Origin of the sequence: Micromonospora sp. NBC_01796 (assembly GCF_035917455.1) — a bacterium.
In the GTDB taxonomy this organism is placed as follows: domain Bacteria; phylum Actinomycetota; class Actinomycetes; order Mycobacteriales; family Micromonosporaceae; genus Micromonospora_G.
Genome location: NZ_CP109078.1, coordinates 6,407,005 through 6,425,006, shown reverse-complemented (window position 1 = coordinate 6,425,006; position 18,002 = coordinate 6,407,005). Strand labels below are relative to the sequence as shown.

16 protein-coding genes are annotated in these 18,002 nt (G+C 70.2%); 8 read left to right on the top strand and 8 right to left on the bottom strand.

The features are described 5' to 3' along the window. Window positions 1-147 precede the first annotated feature (147 nt). Window positions 148-4,122 (top strand): CARDB domain-containing protein, encoded by a 3,975-nt coding sequence (locus tag OIE47_RS28915; RefSeq protein WP_326557673.1) that lies wholly within the window; start codon window positions 148-150, stop codon window positions 4,120-4,122. 45 nt (window positions 4,123-4,167) lie between these two features. On the opposite strand, the gene OIE47_RS28910 is transcribed toward OIE47_RS28915, so the two are convergent. Further along, complete coding sequence (locus OIE47_RS28910; protein ID WP_326557672.1) at window positions 4,168-5,436, bottom strand: glycosyltransferase 87 family protein; 1,269 nt, start codon at window positions 5,434-5,436, stop codon at window positions 4,168-4,170. A 216-nt stretch (window positions 5,437-5,652) separates the two neighbouring features. Between OIE47_RS28910 and OIE47_RS28905 the strand changes: the two genes are divergently transcribed. After that, window positions 5,653-6,249 (top strand): hypothetical protein, encoded by a 597-nt coding sequence (locus OIE47_RS28905; protein WP_326557671.1) that lies wholly within the window; start codon window positions 5,653-5,655, stop codon window positions 6,247-6,249. A 15-nt stretch (window positions 6,250-6,264) separates the two neighbouring features. On the opposite strand, the gene OIE47_RS28900 is transcribed toward OIE47_RS28905, so the two are convergent. After that, complete coding sequence (locus OIE47_RS28900; RefSeq protein WP_326557670.1) at window positions 6,265-7,170, bottom strand: bile acid:sodium symporter family protein; 906 nt, start codon at window positions 7,168-7,170, stop codon at window positions 6,265-6,267. 205 nt (window positions 7,171-7,375) lie between these two features. Here OIE47_RS28900 and OIE47_RS28895 point away from each other — a divergent pair, with 205 nt between their 5' ends. The 3 genes from OIE47_RS28895 to OIE47_RS28885 are packed head-to-tail and all read left to right on the top strand — an operon-like array spanning window position 7,376 to window position 9,564. Next, the gene (locus tag OIE47_RS28895) at window positions 7,376-7,795 is read left to right on the top strand and encodes a DUF6069 family protein (protein WP_326557669.1); all 420 of its coding nucleotides are present in this window, start codon (window positions 7,376-7,378) and stop codon (window positions 7,793-7,795) included. Window positions 7,796-7,807: 12 nt separating this feature from the next. Then, on the top strand, window positions 7,808-8,950 hold the full coding sequence (locus tag OIE47_RS28890; RefSeq protein WP_326557668.1) for a sensor histidine kinase: 1,143 nt from the start codon (window positions 7,808-7,810) through the stop codon (window positions 8,948-8,950). Continuing rightward, window positions 8,950-9,564 (top strand): response regulator transcription factor, encoded by a 615-nt coding sequence (locus tag OIE47_RS28885; protein ID WP_326557667.1) that lies wholly within the window; start codon window positions 8,950-8,952, stop codon window positions 9,562-9,564. Before OIE47_RS28890 ends, OIE47_RS28885 begins: the two co-directional genes overlap by 1 nt. A 50-nt stretch (window positions 9,565-9,614) precedes the next feature. Here OIE47_RS28885 and OIE47_RS28880 read toward each other — a convergent pair whose 3' ends face one another. Further along, a complete protein-coding gene (locus OIE47_RS28880) occupies window positions 9,615-11,132 on the bottom strand; it encodes an MFS transporter (protein ID WP_326557666.1) in 1,518 nt (505 codons plus the stop codon). A gap of 125 nt (window positions 11,133-11,257) precedes the next feature. On the opposite strand from OIE47_RS28880, the gene OIE47_RS28875 reads away from it, so the two are divergent. Continuing rightward, complete coding sequence (locus tag OIE47_RS28875) at window positions 11,258-11,911, top strand: TetR/AcrR family transcriptional regulator (protein WP_326557665.1); 654 nt, start codon at window positions 11,258-11,260, stop codon at window positions 11,909-11,911. A 198-nt stretch (window positions 11,912-12,109) separates the two neighbouring features. Beyond that, complete coding sequence (locus tag OIE47_RS28870; protein ID WP_326557664.1) at window positions 12,110-13,333, top strand: hypothetical protein; 1,224 nt, start codon at window positions 12,110-12,112, stop codon at window positions 13,331-13,333. 76 nt (window positions 13,334-13,409) lie between these two features. Here the strand turns inward: OIE47_RS28870 and OIE47_RS28865 are convergent, their stop codons facing one another. Next, entirely contained in the window at window positions 13,410-13,748 is a 339-nt protein-coding gene (locus OIE47_RS28865) for a hypothetical protein (RefSeq protein WP_326557663.1), read from the bottom strand. A 447-nt stretch (window positions 13,749-14,195) separates the two neighbouring features. On the opposite strand from OIE47_RS28865, the gene OIE47_RS28860 reads away from it, so the two are divergent. Then, window positions 14,196-14,849 carry a DUF1345 domain-containing protein gene (locus OIE47_RS28860; RefSeq protein ID WP_326557662.1) on the top strand — a complete coding sequence of 218 codons (654 nt, stop codon included), beginning with the start codon at window positions 14,196-14,198 and terminating at the stop codon, window positions 14,847-14,849. Window positions 14,850-14,863: 14 nt separating this feature from the next. On the opposite strand, the gene OIE47_RS28855 is transcribed toward OIE47_RS28860, so the two are convergent. The 4 genes from OIE47_RS28855 to OIE47_RS28840 form a co-directional block, all read right to left on the bottom strand. Continuing rightward, the gene (locus tag OIE47_RS28855; RefSeq protein WP_326557661.1) at window positions 14,864-15,163 is read right to left on the bottom strand and encodes a hypothetical protein; all 300 of its coding nucleotides are present in this window, start codon (window positions 15,161-15,163) and stop codon (window positions 14,864-14,866) included. A 79-nt stretch (window positions 15,164-15,242) separates the two neighbouring features. After that, entirely contained in the window at window positions 15,243-15,731 is a 489-nt protein-coding gene (locus OIE47_RS28850) for a DUF72 domain-containing protein (protein WP_326557660.1), read from the bottom strand. Further along, the gene (locus tag OIE47_RS28845; RefSeq protein WP_326557659.1) at window positions 15,688-16,455 is read right to left on the bottom strand and encodes an IclR family transcriptional regulator; all 768 of its coding nucleotides are present in this window, start codon (window positions 16,453-16,455) and stop codon (window positions 15,688-15,690) included. Before OIE47_RS28845 ends, OIE47_RS28850 begins: the two co-directional genes overlap by 44 nt. A gap of 9 nt (window positions 16,456-16,464) precedes the next feature. After that, a complete protein-coding gene (locus OIE47_RS28840; RefSeq protein ID WP_326557658.1) occupies window positions 16,465-17,955 on the bottom strand; it encodes an APC family permease in 1,491 nt (496 codons plus the stop codon). Between the last annotated feature and the right edge of the window lie 47 nt (window positions 17,956-18,002).

Sequence of the window (18,002 nt, the reverse complement as noted above, 5' to 3'; positions counted from 1 at the left end):
CCGTCGCTCTCGCTTCCCCCCACCCCTACCGACCGGCCCGCCCGTAACCCACGGGCTCGACCGGTCACCTGTCGATCCACGCCCGACCCCACGCCCATGGGGATCCACCACACGCGCAAACGTCCCTCCACGCGACAAGGACAGCAGATGAGACGAACCAATCCGGTCAGGTTGGTGGCGACCACGGTCGCCGCCGCCATGATCGCCACCGTGGGGTGGACGGCCGTCGCGAACGCGGCCGCCCAGCCCGACCCCTCCCTCGGCCAGACCGCCGCGAACGCGGTCATCGCCCCGAACGCCGTCGTCAACCTTGCCCAGGGCCGCCCCACCCAGGAGAGCGGCCACGCCGACGTCTACGACTCGGCCCGCGCGGTCGACGGCAACCAGGGCAGCTACTGGGAGAGCGCCAACAACTCCTTCCCGGAGTGGATACAGGTCGACCTCGGCTCGTCGGTCGCCGTCAACCGGGTCGTACTGAAGCTGCCGACCTCCGGTTGGGGCACCCGTACGCAGGCGTTGAGCGTGCAGGGCAGCACCAACGGGTCGTCCTTCAGCGACCTGGTCGGGTCGCAGACGTACACCTTCAACCCGGCGGTGAACGGCAACTCGGTCACCATCAACTTCGGCCAGGCCACCACCCGCTACCTGCGGATCAACATCACCGCCAACAGCGGGTGGCCGGCCGGGCAGCTCTCCGAACTCGAGGTCTACGGGCCGGACACCGCCGCCGACACCACCCCGCCGAGCGTTCCGGGCACCCTGTCCCACACCCAGTCCGGTACGACGATCACCCTCAACTGGGGCGCGTCGACCGACAACACCGGCGGCAGCGGGATGGCCGGGTACGACGTGTACCGCAACGGCGCGTACCTGCAGTCCGTCGGCAACGTGACCACGTTCAGCGACACCCAGCCGGCCTCGGCCACCGTGTCGTACTACGTGCGGGCCCGGGACGTCGCCGGCAACCTGTCGGGCAACAGCAACACCGTGACCCGCCCCGGCAGCGGTGACACCACCGCGCCGAGCGTGCCCGGCACTCTGTCGCACAGCACCTCGGGCACCGTCATCACCCTCAACTGGGGCGCCTCCACCGACTCCGGCGGCAGCGGCCTGGCCGGGTACAACGTCTACCGGGGCGGGAGCCTGATCGCGACGTTGGGCACCGTGCTGACGTACCAGGACACCCAGCCGACGACCGCGACGGTGTCCTACTACGTCCGGGCACGCGACGGGGCCGGCAACCTGTCCGGCAACAGCAACACCGTCACCCGGACCGGCACCCAGCCTCCCGGCTGCACCAACGTCGCGCTGGGCAAGACCATGACCGCGACCGGCTCCACCTTCAGCTTCACCCCGGAGAAGGCGAACGACGGATCGCTGACCAGCTACTGGGAGGGCGCGGCGGGATACCCGCAGAGCCTGACCGCGGTCCTCGGTGCGAACCACGTCATCACCTCGGTGAACGTGAAGCTCAACCCGGATCCGGCCTGGGGCACCCGTACCCAGAACTTCCAGATCCTCGGCCGCGACCAGGCCGCGACCACCTACACCAACCTGGTGTCGGCGGCGAACTACCAGTTCGTCCAGGGCAACAACGTGGTGAGCGTCCCGGTCGGCGCGACCACGGCGGACGTGCAACTGCGGTTCAACTCCAACACCGGCGCCCCGTCCGGCCAGGTGGCCGAGTTCGAGGTGTGCGGTACGCCGGCACCCAACGCCGACCTGATCGTCAGCAACACGACCTGGACACCCGCGGCGCCGACCGAGGCCACCCCGGTCACCCTCACCGCCACCGTCCAGAACATCGGCTCGGCGGCGGCCGGTGCGACCACGGTCAACTTCAGCCTGGGTGGCGCGGTCGTCGGCAGCGCGCCGGTGGGTGCCCTCAACGCGGGCGCCTCGACCACGGTCTCGTTCAACGCCGGGAACCGGCCGCTGGGCAGCTACGGCGTCACCTCGGTGGTCGACCCGACCAACACCATCATCGAGCAGAACAACGGCAACAACAGCTTCACCGCGCCCTCGCAACTGGTGGTGAGCCAGGCCCCCGGTCCGGACCTGCAGGTGCTGAGCATCAGCTCCAACCCGCCGAACCCGGCGGTCGGTGCGGCGGTCACCTTCACCGTCGCGGTGAACAACCGCGGTACGACCTCGACCGGCGCGACCACGGTCACCCGGCTGGCCGTCGGTGGCACCACGCTCAACACCAGCACCCCGTCGATCGCGGCCGGTACGACGGCCAACGTCGCCATCACCGGTAGCTGGACCGCCACCAGCGGTGGCGCCACCATCACCGCGACCGCCGACGCGACCGGTGTGGTCGCCGAGACCAACGAGTCCAACAACGTGTTCACGCAGTCGATCGTGGTCGGCCGTGGCGCGGCGGTCCCGTGGGTGTCGTACGAGGCGGAGGCCGGCCGTTACCAGGGTGCCCTGCTGGAGACGGACCCGCTGCGCACCTTCGGGCACACCAACTTCGCCACCGAGTCCTCGGGCCGCAAGTCGGTACGCCTGAACAGCACCGGGCAGTTCGTCGAGTTCACCTCGACCAACGCGTCCAACTCGATAGTGGTCCGCAACTCCATCCCGGACGCACCGGGTGGCGGCGGCATCGAGGCCAGCATCAGCCTGTACGCCAACGACACCTTCGTCCAGAAGCTGACGCTCTCGTCACGCCACAGCTGGCTCTACGGGAACACCGACCAGCCCGAGGGACTGACGAACACCCCCCAGGGCGACGCCCGGCGGTTGTTCGACGAGTCGCACGCGCTGCTGTCGCAGTCCTACCCGGCCGGGACCAGGTTCAAGTTGCAGCGCGACGCGACCGACACCGCCTCGTTCTACATCATCGACCTGATCGACCTGGAGCAGGTCGCGGCACCGCTGAGCCAACCTGCCGGTTGCACCTCGATCACGGCGTACGGCGCGGTGGCCAACGACGGGCTCGACGACACGACCGCTATCCAGCGGGCGGTCACCGACGACCAGAACGGTGTCATCGGCTGCGTGTGGATCCCGGCCGGACAGTGGCGGCAGGAGCAGAAGATCCTCACCGACGACCCGCTGAACCGGGGTCAGTGGAACCAGGTGGGCATCAGCAACGTCACGATCCGTGGCGCGGGGATGTGGCACTCGCAGTTCTACACGCTGACCGAGCCGCAGGACGTGGTGGGCGGCATCAACCACCCGCACGAGGGCAACTTCGGCTTCGACATCGACAACAACACCCAGATCTCCGACATCGCCATCTTCGGCTCCGGCCGGATCCGTGGCGGGGACGGCAACGACGAGGGTGGCGTGGGCCTGAACGGGCGGTTCGGCGACAACACCAAGATCACCAACGTGTGGATCGAGCACGCCAACGTGGGTGCCTGGGTCGGTCGTGACTACGACAACATCCCCGCCCTGTGGGGACCCGGCGACGGCCTCGAATTCAGCGGCATGCGCGTCCGCAACACGTACGCCGACGGCATCAACTTCACCAACGGAACGAGCAACTCGAGGGTGTTCAACTCCTCGTTCCGTACCAACGGTGACGACGCCCTGGCGGTCTGGGCGAACACGGCCGTGCGGGACCGGGTCGCCGACAACACCCACGACAACCACTTCGTCAACAACACCATCCAGCTGCCCTGGCGGGCGAACGGCATCGCGATCTACGGCGGCTACGACAACTCGATCGAGAACAACCTGATCTACGACACGATGAACTACCCGGGCATCATGCTGGCGACCGACCACAGTCCCCTGCCCTTCTCCGGGACCACCCTGATCGCCAACAACGGGCTCTACCGCACCGGTGGCGCCTTCTGGAACGAGGATCAGGAGTTCGGTGCGATCACGCTGTTCCCGGCGACTCTGGACATCACCGGTGTCACCATCCGTGACACCGAGATCCACGACTCGACCTATGACGGCATCCAGTTCAAGAACGGCGGCGGCAACATGCCCGGCGTCGTGATCAGCAACGTACGGATCGACAAGTCCAACAACGGTGCCGGGATCCTGGCCATGGGCGGCGCCCGAGGTGACGCCACACTCACGAACGTCACCATCACCAACTCGGCCGACGGCAACATCGTCCGGGAACCGGGATCGAGCTTCGTGATCAACGGCGGTTAGCCCTCCGGCTACCCCGGCAGAGGTGGCGTGCTCCCGAGGGTGAGATCAGCTCGGGAGCACGCTCACCGACGGCACACCGGCACCGGCGTCATCCACGCCGGTGCCGGTGTTCGTGTTCGTACCGCTGTCGGCGGCAGCCTTTCCGGCGGCCCGCAGCAACGCGGCGATCCCGACGCCGAGGGCGACCACCACCAGCGCGTTGCGGACGAGCAGAAGGGCGGTGCCCTGCCAGTACGGGTCCGCCGAGACGTGTTCGTAGAACCACGGAAAGAGCACGCTGGTCACCCCGGTGGCGACCAGGATCAGGACGGCGGTGACCCGTTGTGTCGTGTCCCGACGGGTCAGGCAGACCGCCGCCACCCCGACCAGCCAGAGCATGTACTGGGGCGAGAAGACGCGGCTGGTCAGCACCGACACGAGGACCGCCAGCAGGGCCACGTCGAACCCGAGCGTGGCGGTCCAGGCGAGCCGGCGACCCCGTACCAGCCACCAGAGGGCGAGCAGACCCAGGCCGGCAAGGGTCAGCACGGGCAGCACGACCGTTGCCGCGCGCACGTACGGGTGCTGGAACTCCATCGCCCCGTAGACGTAGCCGACGGTGATGGTCTCGTCCCAGAGCCGGGCCAGCACCAGCGGGGACGCACCGATCGACTCGATCTGCAAACCCCGGTCCGACTGGTTGTTCGTGAACCCGGACCAGCCACCGGCGAAGGCGAGCGTCAGGGCACCACCCAGCACGGCGAGCGTGGCGACGAAGCCGGTCAGCACCGGACGTAGTCCACGCAACGGTCTGGCGCTGATCAGCAGCAGGACGGGCCAGACCTTGACCAGTCCCCCGATGGCCATGACCCCGCCCGCGACGACCGGGCGACGGACGGTGGCGGCGAGCGCGACCACGGCCGAGGCCGTGACGAAGATGTCGTACCGGGCATAGGTCAGGAGATTCAGACACGGTACGACCACGGCCCAGGCGGCGGCACCGAGCAGCAGCCCGTTCCCCCGGCCCAGCCGGAGCAGGGCGAGCAGGATCAGCAGGTCGGCCAGGAGTGCCGCGACGAAGAACGTGGCCTCGTACCCGCCGACGGAGTCGCCCCCGAGGTGGCGCAGGGTTACGAAGACCACGGCGGCGCCCGGCGGATACTGCCACATCGGGTCGCCGACGGGGATCTGCCAGTCGAGCAGCGCGTCGCTCCAGCGGTGGTACAGCTCCACGTCGGTGAAAACGCCGCCGAAATCGGGAGCCTTGACGACCTTCGTGTAGACCAGCACGAATGCGGTCCTGGTGAAGATCCATATCGCGAGCACAGCGGCCATTGACCGGCGCCGTCGGCTCAGGTCCATTGCCCACCCTCGTTTTCCGGTCGTCGGCACGGGTTCAGGCGTTTCCGCACACCCGCTGTCGGCCGGTGCATTGTAGACAGACAAATGTTTCCGGAGATTGTTTCCGGCGCCGTGACAAGGGACGGCGGGCGATGTTGACGACGCTGGCTAACGTCGGCTCCGCTGAGACGGCCGATGGAGGGACAACGGATGTTCGGTTCTGCGCGGTTCGCGAAAATGCGCGTCACGGGTGCCCCGACGCGGTCGATCCGGCTCGTACTCGTCGGCGCCCTGGTCGGAGTCGGCGCGGTGGCGATCGGCCCGGCCGCACCGGCGGCGGCCGCCCTCCCGCTGGAGAACTGCTACAACAACGAGCGGCCGCAGCACGGCGACGGCTTTTTCTGGTCCGCCCCCGGCAACCAGCACACCCCGTGGGCCGCACCGGCCGGCATCCAGGACGGCGACATCTTCCGGATCACCGCGTCCGGCTCGGTCCGGATCGACCACTGGGGCACGTCGAAGAACATCGTCGGCGAGCTGCCCGCCCCCGGCCTCGGCAGTGGCTGGCCGGCCCCCGACTCCCCCAGGTACGCACTGGTCGCGAAGGTGACCGCCGGTCTGATCTGGTCGACCCGGACCGGACGCCTCTACAGCGCGAACGAATGGTTCCCGGTCGGTGCCGACAGCCGGTGTGTGCAGTTCCAGGGGTGGGACGTGGGCATACCGCAGTTGGTCTTCTCGTACAACGATCCGAACCTCGGCGACAACGGTGGTGGTGCGCAGGTGGCCGTCAAGCAGTGGTGGTGACGGGTCGCTCCGGGTTCACACGGTTGTCGGGTCGGCCGCCCGGTCGGTGTGCTCGGTTCCGGCCGGCACCCGGCGGGCGGCGACCAGACCGAAGGCGGCGGCGGTGAAGAACATGACGGTTCCGTAGATCACCGACGGCATCGCCATCCGCGTGTTGTCGAGCAGCGCCGGACTCATCCCGATGGTGATGGCCAGGGTGGCGTTGTGCAGCCCGATCTCGAACGAGGAGGCGACCGACTCCCGGCGCGCGACGCGCAGCGTACGCGGTGCGGCGTACCCGATCGCCAGGCTGACCAGGTTGAAAACCAGGACGATGACGATGACCTCGCCGATGGTCGCGGCGATGTCGTCCTTGATGCCGGTGAGCGCACCGGTGATCATCACGACCAGGACCACGACGGACAGGATCTTGACCGTGCGTTCCATCCGCAGGGCGAAGTCGGTGAACCGGGCCCGGACGGCCATCCCGATCGCGATCGGGATCAGGACCATGGCGAAGACCTGGACGACCTTGTCGAACTGGAGGCCGATCGAGCTGTCCGAGCCGACAAAACCGGCCACCGACAGGTTGACGATCAGCGGCAGGGTGAACAGCGCCAGCACCGAGTTGATCGCGGTCAGCGACACGTTGAGCGCGACGTTGCCCCGGAAGAGGTGGCTGTAGAGGCTGGCCGTGCTGCCGCCCGGTGAGGCGGCCAGCAACATCATGCCCACGGCCAGTTCGGGGGCCAGGTCGAAGGCGACCACCAGGCCCAGGGCGATGGCCGGCAGGATCAGCATCTGGCAGACCAGGGAGATCACCACCACCCGGGGGTAACGCACCACCCGGCGGAAGTCCTCGACGGTCAGGGTGAGCCCAAGCCCGAGCATGACGATGCCCAGCGCGACGGGGAAGAGCACGAGCGACAACCCGGAACCCATGACGACCCGCCTTCCGATGCGGCCTGCGAGATATCCCCGGATCCTCACACCGCCGCCGCCCGGCACGCATCTCGCGACGTGCGGAAAACCGCCACCGGTACGCAGGACATTCGTCCTACGGATCACGGGACGTCTCAGCCTGCCGACGCACGCCCCCGTCTCCGTAGCGTCGGCGTTGTCGAAATCGCGAAAGGGAGACGCTGTGATGCCGGAGACGATCAACCTCGAACCGCCGCCCGTACGTCGGCCCCGCCTGCGCCGTACGGTCACGCTCCTGGTGGCGGCGGCGGTCGCCCTCGCCGTCTGGGTGGTCGGCGTTCCGCTGGCCGGGCTCGACCTCACCCTCGGGTCGGGTACGGAGCAACAGACGGTCACTCCCGCGTCGGTGGTGGCCGTCCCGCTGCTGGTGGGTGGCGCCGGGTGGGCACTGCTGGCGTTCCTCGAAGGCCGCTTTCGCGGCGGTCGCCGGGCCTGGCTGGTCACCGCCTGGGCGGTGCTGGTGTTGTCACTGCTCGGACCGGTCACCTCCGGGGCCTCCGGCGGCGTACTCGCCGTGCTGCTCGGCATGCACGTCCTGGTCGGTGTGACACTGATCGTCGGGCTCGCGCCGACGTCGGCTCGTTGAGTGGATGTGGCGATGAGAACTGACGACCGCACGACCGACTGTGTCGAGACCGAGCCGGTCCTGGCGTGGGTCACCCGCCATCCCGGCCCCTGGTTCGCCCTGATCTGGGCGCCCGTACTCCTGGTGGCGCCGCTGATCGACGCGCTGGTGGACGGACAGGTGCTGCGGGCGACCTACCTGGTGGTGCTCGGCGCGGCGTACGCGGTGACGGTCCGGCTCCCGTTCCGACCCGGTACGCGTACCCGACGCGGCGCCGAGGTGGCTCTCGTACTCCTCACGGTGTTGTGCACCGGATACCTCGTGGGCTGGCGTACGGATCGGGAGTTCCTCTTCCCGTTGCTCGCGATCGCCGCCGCCGTCGCCGTACGGCAGCGGTGGGCGTTGAGCCTGATCGCGTCGCTCACCATCAGCGGGGCGCTGGTCCCCGGCCTGGAGAGCGGGTCGGTGGAGCTCGCCCTGTCACTCGGGTTCGCGACGTTCTTCGCCGGTGCGGCGACCTTCCTGGTGCAGTACCTCGTCGGTGTGGTCGGCGAACTCACCCGGACCCGCGAACAGCTCGCCCGGGCCGCCGTCACCGAGGAGCGACTGCGGTTCTCCCGCGACCTGCACGACCTGCTCGGGCACACGCTGTCGCTGGTGGTGGTGAAGGCGGAGGCGGTCAGGCGGCTGCTCGGCCGGGACCCGGACTCGGCCGTCGAGCACGCCCGTGACATCGAGACGATCGGCCGGCAGGCCCTGACCGAGGTACGCGAGGCGGTGAGCGGGTACCGGACCGTACGCCTGGTCGAGGAGTTGACGAACGCACGGACCGCGCTGGCCGCCGCGAACGTCCGGGTCGACGTGACGTCGCCGGGGGTCGAACTGGACCCGCGGGTCGACTCGCTGCTCGGCTGGGTGGTACGGGAGGGGACGACAAACGTGCTGCGGCACGCCGGGGCCGGCAGTTGCCGGATCGAGGTGCGAGTGGATGGCAGGGTCGCCAGCGTGGAACTCGTCGACGATGGACACGGCGGTACGGCGGGAGCCGGCAGCGGCCTGCGCGGCCTGCGGGAACGGGTGGAGGACCTCGGTGGCGAGCTGACCGTGACCACCGGCGCGACCGGTTTCCGGCTGGCGGCGTCCGTGCCCGTACCCGTGCTGTCCGGGCAGGGCTGATGTCGGACCCGACGCGGATCCTGATCGCCGAGGATCAGGGCATGATGCGCTCGGCGCTCGCGAGCCTGCTCAACCTCGAGGAGGACATGAGCGTGGTGGCGACCGTCGCGCGCGGCGACGAGGTGGTGGCCACGGTGCTCCGGGAGCGTCCGGACGTGGTGCTGCTCGACATCGAACTGCCGGGGCGCAGCGGCCTCGACGTGATCGGCGAGGTGATCGGGGCGCTGCCCGGCTGCGTTGTCATCGTCGTCACCACCTTCGGCCGCCCCGGCTACCTCAAACGCGCACTGGAGTCCGGGGCGAAGGGCTTCCTGGTGAAGGACGACCCGGTCGAGGAACTCGCCGCCGCCATCCGCCGGGTCCTCGCCGGTGAGATCGCGGTCAACCCGCGGCTGGCCGCGCAGGCGCTCGGCGCCAGCCCGAACCCGCTGTCGGACCGGGAACGGCAGGTGCTCAACGCGTCCTCGGGCGGCGCGACGATCGCCGACATCGCAGCCGGGTTGCACCTGTCGGCGAGCACCGTACGCAACTACCTGTCGTCGGCGATCGGCAAGACGAACGCCCGCAACCGGGGTGAGGCGCTGAGCCTGGCCCGCGACCGAGGTTGGCTGTGACCGCACCCCGGCCGGGCGGTGACGGCGCACCAACCCGGCCGGTACGGGCGTCAGCGGCGGGAGTCGGCCACGGACGAGCCCGCGGGACGCAACTCGGTGGGAATGTCCAGCCCCGCCGCGCCGAGCACCTCCTCGGCTTCGGCCTGCGCGGTGGTGAGCACACCGCGCGGGCTGCGGGACAGCCCGAGGGCGACGAGGACGGCACCGGCGGTGGCGCAGGCCGCCGCGATGGCGAAGATGACGACGTACTGCGACTCGTGCGGCAGCGGTACCGGCGACCCCTCGATCAGGTTGCGGGTCAACATGGTCACCACCAGGGCGCTGGCAAGTGAGCTGCCGATCGAGCGGGCGATCGAGTTCACGCTGTTGGCGATCCCGGTCTCGGCCGGCCCGACGTGCTCGACCAGCAGGGCCGGCAGGGCGGCGTAGCCGAAGGTGACGGCGGTGTTCACGGCGAAGGAGCCGACGATCACCTGCCAGGTCGCGGTGTGCAGCACGGCGAGGGAGAGGTATCCGAGCGCCGCGAGCAGCAGCGCTATGACCAGGGTGGAGCGGGCGCCGTACCGGGAGACGAGTCGCCCGCCCAGCGGGGCGGTGACCACACCCGCGGCGGCACCGGGCAGCAGGTAGACGACGCTCGCGGCGAGCACGGTCGAGCTGAATCCGTAGCCGGCGAGGGCGGGCGGTGCCTGGACGAACGAGGCCACGGTGAGGAAGACGACGAACAGGGACACGCCGAGGAACAGGCCGGCGACGTTCGCGACGATCAGCGGCCGGTGGGTGAGCATCCGGATGCTCACCAGCGGGTGGGTGAGACGACGTTCGACCAGCACGAAGACGGTGAAGGCGACGACGGCCCCGACGAACGATCCGATCACGCGGGTCGAACCCCAGCCCCAGTTGTTGGCCTGTGCGAGGGGCATGAGCAGGAGGACCAGGGCGAGGCCGAGCAGACCCGCGCCCGCCCAGTCGGTACGGCCGACCGCGGTGGGCTCCCGTCGCGGTACGACGTACCAGGCGGCGGCGAGTCCGAGCGCGCTGAGTGCGGTGCCGAGCCAGAAGACCCGGTGGTAGTCGGCCCCGTCGCGGGTGAGCAGTCCGGTGGCGACGAGCCCGATCCCGGCACCGATGGCGAGTGTGCCGCTGACCATCGCCATCGCGCCGGTGAGCCGTTCCCGTGGCAACTCGTCGCGCAGCACGCCGATGCCCAGCGGGAAGAGGGCGAAGGACGAGCCCTGCAGGACGCGGGCGAGCAGCAGCAGCGGCAGGTTGTCGGTGGTGGCGGCGAGCACTCCGCCGAGGAGCACCACGATCAGCACCCCGAGCATGACCGGCCGGCGACCGCGTAGGTCGCCGAGGCGCCCCAGGATCGGCGTCAGGACGGCGGCGGCCAGCAGGTTGGCGGTCACCACCCAACTGGTGGCGTTGGCGCTGGAGTGCAACGACCCGGCGATGGACCCGAGGACCGGTACGACGAGGGACTGCAGGGCGGCGACCAGGAGCACGCCGTACGCGACGACGGGTAGCACGAGACGGGGAACGCGCGGCCCGTCGGAGGTGGTCAGCATGTTCGGGCTCTCTCTTCGCCTGGTTGAAGCACCGAACGTAGAACCGCGGGCGCTCATTTTTCAACACGGTGTCGATAAATCTCGCCGTGACGTCGATCACCGACGACGGCGGGTATAGTGGCCGCATGCCAGCTTCCGGGAGCCGTCGCGGGCCGACCAAGGGTGATCAACGTGAGCGCGCCCTGATCGACGCCGCGCGTACGGTGCTGCGGCGCAAGCCGCTCGCGCAGGTGACGATCGACGAGCTCGCGGCGGCGGCCGGGATCGCCCGCTCGGGCTTCTACTTCTACTTCGAGTCCAAGCAGGCCCTGCTCGCCGCACTCTGCGAGACGGTGCTCGGCGAGAGCGAGCAGGAGCTGGCCGAGTGGGTCGAGTCGGACGGCTTCGACCGGGAGGCGCTGCGACGCGGGCTGGTGCGCTCCCTCAAAAGGTGGCGGATCGACGGTCGCTGGTTGTGCGAGGCGTTCGTCAACCCGTTCCCGGGCCCGGAGATCGTCGAGATCCGGGAACGCGTCACCGCCAACGGGTGCACGGCGATCACCCGGCGCGTCGAGCGGGACATCCGGGCCGGTGTCACCGTCGTGGGCGACCCCACCCTGCTGGCCCTGATGGTGGTGAAGCTGAGGCTGACGATGTTCGCGCACGCCTTCACCAACCCCGACGAGCAGACCGACGACGACCTGTTGGATTCGCTGACCGACGCCACTCTGCGCCTGCTCTACGGAACCCTGCCGGCCCGCTCGACGGCGGTCGGCGAACCACTCCCGGCGACCGTCTGACCAACGCCCCCGCAGCGGGTCCGGCCCGACCGGCAGCCGGAGGAACAGCGCCCCGGCGACCGGGATGGACGGTGACCCCCGCCGTCACAACGGTGGCCTTGCGTTGACTCGGGCGGGCGGTATAGTCCGGCGGTTGAGCCGTGTCCCGGCGGCGTGTCGTACGCCCGGGCCGGGCTCCGATCGTATGGAGGATGGCGCATGTCCCAGAGCGCGGAGCTGTTCGACCTACGCGAGGGCACCTCGCGGCCGGGCTTCGAGTCCGCGCTGCGCGGTTACGACAAGCGGCAGGTGGACCAGTACGTGTCGCAAACGACCGGCGACATTTCGAAGCTGACGTCCGAACGCGAGTCCGCGTACGGCCAGGTTCGCGGTCTGACCGTGCAGATCCAGCAGCTCCAGGCGGAGATCGCCGAACTGCACCAGCGGCCACCGCAGACCGACCGGGCGTCGTTCCGGCAGCTCGGACCGATGGTCGAGCAGATCCTGGCACTGTCCGAGATGCAGGCCGAGGCGATCGTCAACACCGCCGCGCAGCAGGCGGCCGACTATCAGGCCGAAGCGGAACGGGTCCTCACCGAGGCCCGCGAGCACGCGGACAAGCTGATCGCCGAGGGCGAGGCCGCGCAGGAGCAGGCGATCCAGGAAGCGGACCGGATCAACGAACAGAGCCGGCAGCAGGTCGAGCAGGCCCGGTCCGAGGCCGAGTCGATGATCGAGGCGGCCCGCGCCCAGCTCCAGCAGGAGGTCGAGGCGGCGCGCACCCAGACCCAGCACGAGCTGGGCCAGTGGAAGGCGCACGTGGAGCGGGAGGTCACCGAGCGGCAGGCGGCGGCCGAGGCCGAACTGACCCGGTGGCGTTCGCTGGCCGAGCAGAAGAACGCGGCGCTCCAGGCGGAGGCGCAGCAGTACTCCGCCGACCTGCACCGTCGGGCCGACGAGCAGGCCGCCGCCCTCGAACGGCAGCTCTCCGTCGCCCAGAAGGAGATCGAGGCCCGGCAGCAGGCACTGGCCCAGCTCCAGGCCGCGCAGGAAACCGCGCAGCAGCGGCTCGCGCAGTCGCGTCAGGAGCGGGCCAGCACGGAACGCGACGTCATCCAGCTACAGCAACGTCTCGGCGAGGTCCGCCAGGACATGACCGCCGAACTCACCCGTCTGGACGACGCCCGGCAGGCCGCCGACTCCGCCGAGCGGCACGCCATGGAGGTACGGGCCAGAGTGCAGCGCGAGGCGAAGCGGGTGGCCGACCGGGCCGCCGCCGCGGTGATGGCCGCCGCCGCGATCAGCGCCGAGACCGGTGAGTACCGGATGGTGGCGGTCCCGCCGGGCGCCAACCGGACCGTCACCGAGCACGTCGAGCCGGCCGGCGACGAGAACACGCGGCCGGAGCAGCAGGCGCTCGACGGGGAGCACACCCGGCACTGAACGGCCGATCGGCCACGGTCGGGAGACGAGGGCCGCGTCCCGTACCCACTTCGGTACGGGCGCGGCCCGGTCAGGTTCAGCCGCAGTGGACGTCGGTCAGCGTGTAACCCCCGCTGCCGACCACCTGACCACCGAGCTGGTAGGTCCAGATGTCGGACGTACGGCAGACGTAGGTGGCCACTCCCATGCCGCTCGCGACGTACTGCGGTGATCCGCCGTTCTGGCTGCGCAGCAGCACCAGGTACGCGGGCTGCCAGCCGTTGTCGCAGGCGAAGCCGCCGGTGACCTCGACCTTGCCGGCGTAGTTCGCGATCGAGTAGATCCCCTGACAGGGCGCGGCCTGCGCGGCGGCGGCCGGTACGAGGACGGCGGCGGCGGTGACGGCCGCCGCGGCGAACAGCTTGACGATTCTCACGGTGGTCCTTCGCGGGTGGGAGCGGATGGGATCGCCCGCGCGGTTGCCCGAGTGGCCCGGCGCCCCGCGTACCGACCCACGGCTGCTCGGCCGGATAGCCGCATCGGCGGTAGTGGATCGATGGCGACGCTGTGATCGTAAGTTATCGAACAATGCACTGCAATATCTAAATCGAAAGATGGAAATTCTCGACTGAACCACAACCCCGACGCAGTACGTCGGCTGTGGCGAATCACTGCCCCCACGGGGGAAAAAATCCGCCACAGCTCGACCTCAGGGACGTACGCCGGCTGCTGTTGATGGTCGAAGCCGGCGGCCCGCGTCGACGGCTGCCGGGCGTTGACAAAGTCGGGCCTGCCTCGTTAGGGCCTGAGGAGCAGCGTGCGGGCTGGCCGAGCGTGGACGTGGACGGCCGGAAGAGGTGGCGTGGATGTACGGACGCTTCAGTTGAGCAGACTTCCGGCGTCGGCCCAGCGGGTGCACTCCGGGGTGGAACTGGCTGCGGTCGGGATCATCGGCATCTGCGTCGGGGTGCCGGTGAGCGTCCTCTACTCGCCGATCCTCGGCCCGCTGGCCGGGTGGGATGCCGCTGCTCTCGCCTACCTGATCTGGGTCTGGATGATCATCTGGCCGATGGACTCGGAGCAGACCGCGCATCTGGCGGTGCGGCAGGATCCCAACCGGACGGTGCGTGACCTGCTCCTACTGGGCGCGTGTCTGGTGAGCCTGGTCGCGATCGGCTTCGTGCTGGCCGAGGGGAACCCGCCCGACCTCGCCAAGCCCATCCGGGTCGGCGCGGCCGTGGTGAGCATCGTGCTGTCCTGGAGCGTCGTGCACACCGTGTTCACCGCCCGGTACGCCCGGATCTACTACACCGGACCCGACGGCGGGATCGAGTTCCACCAGACGCCACCGCCCCGGTACGCCGACTTCGCGTACGTGGCGTTCACCATCGGCCTGACCTTCCAGGTGTCGGACACCGACCTCACGACCACCGAGATGCGCAGCACCGCGCTGCGGCACGCGCTACTGGCCTACCTGTTCGGAGCGGTGATCATCGGCGCCGCCATCAACCTGGTCGCCGGCCTCGCCCATCCGTGAAGCGCGGTCGCGTCTTAGCTCGGGCGGACCCGCTTGCGACCGAGTCCGATCTTCCGACCCTGCCGCCGTCTGATCTTGGCGCCCTTGATTCCCCGGGTGTCCGCCCCCACGCTGCGGGTCGTGCTCGTGCCGCCCCGCTCGGTCTTCAACGGGCGTTTGCGGCCCGCCTTCGTGGCCTTGCGTCCCAGCAGGACCCCCACCTGGGCGGCAAGCTCCTCGGCGCGCTGGGCGAATGCTATCTTTCGACGTTTTGTGCTGTTCCGTGCCCTGCTGAGCCGTCCGGTCGGTCCGCTGGTCTTCGCCGTACGGGCCATCGTCACCACCACCTCCGCGTCGCCGGTGACCTCCGGTTTCCCGTCAGCCCCGAGGCCAATCCCCCGGCGCCGCACCGATTCAGGCGCCCGGCGTACGGGTGACCGGCAGGTTCCGCCGACGGGCGATCATGGCCAGGGCGCTCGCGTCGACGATGGCCGCCCCGCCCGGATCGTTGTTGAAGTAGACGTACACCGGGTCCGGGTCCCCGTAGGTGCCCTCGATCCGGTCCAGCCAGGAACCGAGGGCGACCCGCCCGTAGCGCGGCCACGGCCTGGCCCTGCCCTCGTGCAGCCGCAGATAACCGAAGTCCGCCGTACGCCACAGCGGGGTGACCGGTCGGCTGCGCCGGTCGGCCCAGCACAGGGCGGCACCTCGTACCTCCAGAACCCGCCGGGTTTCGGCGGTCCACCACGACGCGTGCCTCGGCTCGACCGCCACCCGTACGCCCTCGGGGAACCGGGCCAGGGTGGCGTCCAGCGCGGTCACGTCGACGCGCAGGTTCGGCGGCCGGAAAGCGGGCGGGTCAGGTCGGGTCGGGCGCCAGCAGGTCGGCCAACTCGTCGACACACCGGCCGACCAGCCGCAGGACCGCCCGGTCCAACCGGCCGACCCGGTCCGGGCTGGTGCTCACGGCCAGACCGGCAAGCAGGTGACCGGCCCGGCCACGAACCGGGAACGCCAGACAACCCCGGTCCCGGCGCAACTCGCCGAGCTGGCGGGCCGTCTGCTCGCTGCGTACCCCGGCCAGTTCCAGGTCGAGCAGGTCCGGACGGGTGATGGTGGCCGGGGTGAGCCGGACCAGCGACACCGGCAACAGATCCCGCCGCTCGGCGAGCAGCAGCTTGCCCACGGCCGAGGCGTGCAGGTGCCGGGCCAGCAGCGCCTCCGGCGACGGCGGATGGTCCGGGTCCGGGTCGACCAGCCGCAGCCGGCCGTCCCGGTAGCGGACCAGGTGCACGGCGAGGCGTACGCGGGTGCGCAGGGCGGTCACCACCTCCGGCACACCCGGCGGCAGCGCCTCCCGGGCGGCGGCCCCGGCCAGCTCGATCACCTTCCGGCCGAGCGCGAACCCGCGCAGGTCGGCCAGCCGGACCAGGTACTCCTCCGCGACCAGCAGGTTCACCAGCCGGTACGTGGTGGCCGGCGGTAAACCCAGCGCGGTCGAGATCTCCTTCGCGGTCACCCCGGGACCCGCCCGCGCGACCTCCTCCAGCACGGTCAGCGCGGAGACCACGGCGGCCGGCTGGCGACCCGCCAACTCGGCCGGTGGGTGGCGGGGCGGCTTGGTCATCCGGCCGGCCTAGCGCCGGCCGACCGGCGAAGCGCCGGGCAGGATGTCCTCGACGGTGGCCTCGTCGAAGAAACCGACGGCGACGTCCGGCACCCGCCGGCGTACCCGGCCGAACCAGAGCAGGCCGAGCGCGAGCAGACCGGCGAAGACGGCGACCAGGACGGCTCTGCCGTCACGTACGGTCTCCACCCAGAACCCGGTGAAGACGGCTCCGAGCAGCACCGCACCGAGCAGTCCGGCGACGCTGGCCCACCGGGTGTGCTCGCCGATCCGGCGCAGGAACACCGGCATGGCCAGGCAGACCAGCACGTACGTGACCAGGAAACCCTGGGTGGCGAGGACGGACAGGGCGTTCGAGATCGACCGTATCGGCAGACCGGTCAGCCAGAGCACGCCCGGCGTGAGTACGGCAGCCGGGATCACCGTCACGGCCGCGACGTACGGCGTCCGGTACCTCGGGTGGGTACGCCCGAACACCGGCGGGGTGACCTGCTCGCGACCCATCGAGAAGAGCACCCGGACGGCGGCGTTCGCCGACGCCATCGCGCAGGCGAACAGCGACGAGACCAGCCCCAGTTGGAGCAGGACCGGCAACAGCGGGGTGACCTCGGCGACCGCCCGCCCGGCCAGCGCCGAACCGTCCACGGCGGACCCGCCCCGGTGCCGGCTGAAACCGTAGATGTGCAGCCCGGCGGCGGCCACCATGAGCGCACCGCAGACGGCCGGGGTCCAGAGCACCACCCGGGGAACGACCGCGTACGGCCGCCGGGCCTCGACGCTCAACGCACAACCGCTCTCGAAACCGACCAACCCGGTGATCGCGATCATCAGCGCACCGGTGACCGCGCTGGCGGTCAGGTCCGGTGCGGCCAGGGTGTCGGCGATGCCCACCCCCCGGTAGGCGGTGACCGCGAGCGCGGTGAGCACCACGCAGACCGAGGCCGCCTCCAGGGTGAGCGTGACCATCGCGGAGATCTGGATGCCGCGTACCACGCAGGTGGCCAGGATCGTGCCGAGCAGCACGGTCACCAGCAGCACCGTCCGCTCCTGCTCGGCGACGGGGATCAGGCCCGCGTCGGCGAGCAGCGTCGCCAGCCGCCGGGAGGACCCCAGCAGGCACATACCAACCAGCGACAGGTACGCCAACAGCAACGCGCAACCGGTCAGGAACGCCGTACGGGGTGACAGTCCCTTGGCGACGAAGGTGTAGAGCGAGCCGGCCGCCGCCATTCGCCGGGCGAACTGGGCCACACAGGATCCGACCAGCACCATGGCGAGCGTGGCCAGCAGATACACCGGCACAACCGCCACACCGAGCCAGGCGACCATCCCGCTGGCCGCCATCATCCCCGGTGACGGGGCGACGTTCGCCACGGCCTGGGCGGCCACCGGCAGCGCCGACAGGCGGCGCCGGTCCAGCCCGGTCCCCGACGGCGGCGGGCCGACCGGACGGGCCGGGCGGGCCAGCGCGCCGGCAATGGCGTCGTCGAGAGCGCTCACCGCATCCCCGTTCACGTCCCGGTGGGCTCGGCCGCCCCTACAGAGAT

What these genes read in the sequence shown, in the direction of transcription:
- OIE47_RS28875 (WP_326557665.1), top strand. Translation starts at nt 11,258, where the DNA reads ATGCCAGCTTCCGGGAGCCGTCGCGGGCCGACCAAGGGTGATCAACGT.
- OIE47_RS28910 (WP_326557672.1), bottom strand. Translation starts at nt 5,436, where the DNA reads ATGGCCGCTGTGCTCGCGATATGGATCTTCACCAGGACCGCATTCGTG.
- OIE47_RS28855 (WP_326557661.1), bottom strand. Translation starts at nt 15,163, where the DNA reads ATGGCCCGTACGGCGAAGACCAGCGGACCGACCGGACGGCTCAGCAGG.
- OIE47_RS28890 (WP_326557668.1), top strand. Translation starts at nt 7,808, where the DNA reads ATGAGAACTGACGACCGCACGACCGACTGTGTCGAGACCGAGCCGGTC.
- OIE47_RS28885 (WP_326557667.1), top strand. Translation starts at nt 8,950, where the DNA reads ATGTCGGACCCGACGCGGATCCTGATCGCCGAGGATCAGGGCATGATG.
- OIE47_RS28845 (WP_326557659.1), bottom strand. Translation starts at nt 16,455, where the DNA reads ATGACCAAGCCGCCCCGCCACCCACCGGCCGAGTTGGCGGGTCGCCAG.
- OIE47_RS28915 (WP_326557673.1), top strand. Translation starts at nt 148, where the DNA reads ATGAGACGAACCAATCCGGTCAGGTTGGTGGCGACCACGGTCGCCGCC.
- OIE47_RS28870 (WP_326557664.1), top strand. Translation starts at nt 12,110, where the DNA reads ATGTCCCAGAGCGCGGAGCTGTTCGACCTACGCGAGGGCACCTCGCGG.
- OIE47_RS28905 (WP_326557671.1), top strand. Translation starts at nt 5,653, where the DNA reads ATGTTCGGTTCTGCGCGGTTCGCGAAAATGCGCGTCACGGGTGCCCCG.
- OIE47_RS28895 (WP_326557669.1), top strand. Translation starts at nt 7,376, where the DNA reads ATGCCGGAGACGATCAACCTCGAACCGCCGCCCGTACGTCGGCCCCGC.
- OIE47_RS28880 (WP_326557666.1), bottom strand. Translation starts at nt 11,132, where the DNA reads ATGCTGACCACCTCCGACGGGCCGCGCGTTCCCCGTCTCGTGCTACCC.
- OIE47_RS28900 (WP_326557670.1), bottom strand. Translation starts at nt 7,170, where the DNA reads ATGGGTTCCGGGTTGTCGCTCGTGCTCTTCCCCGTCGCGCTGGGCATC.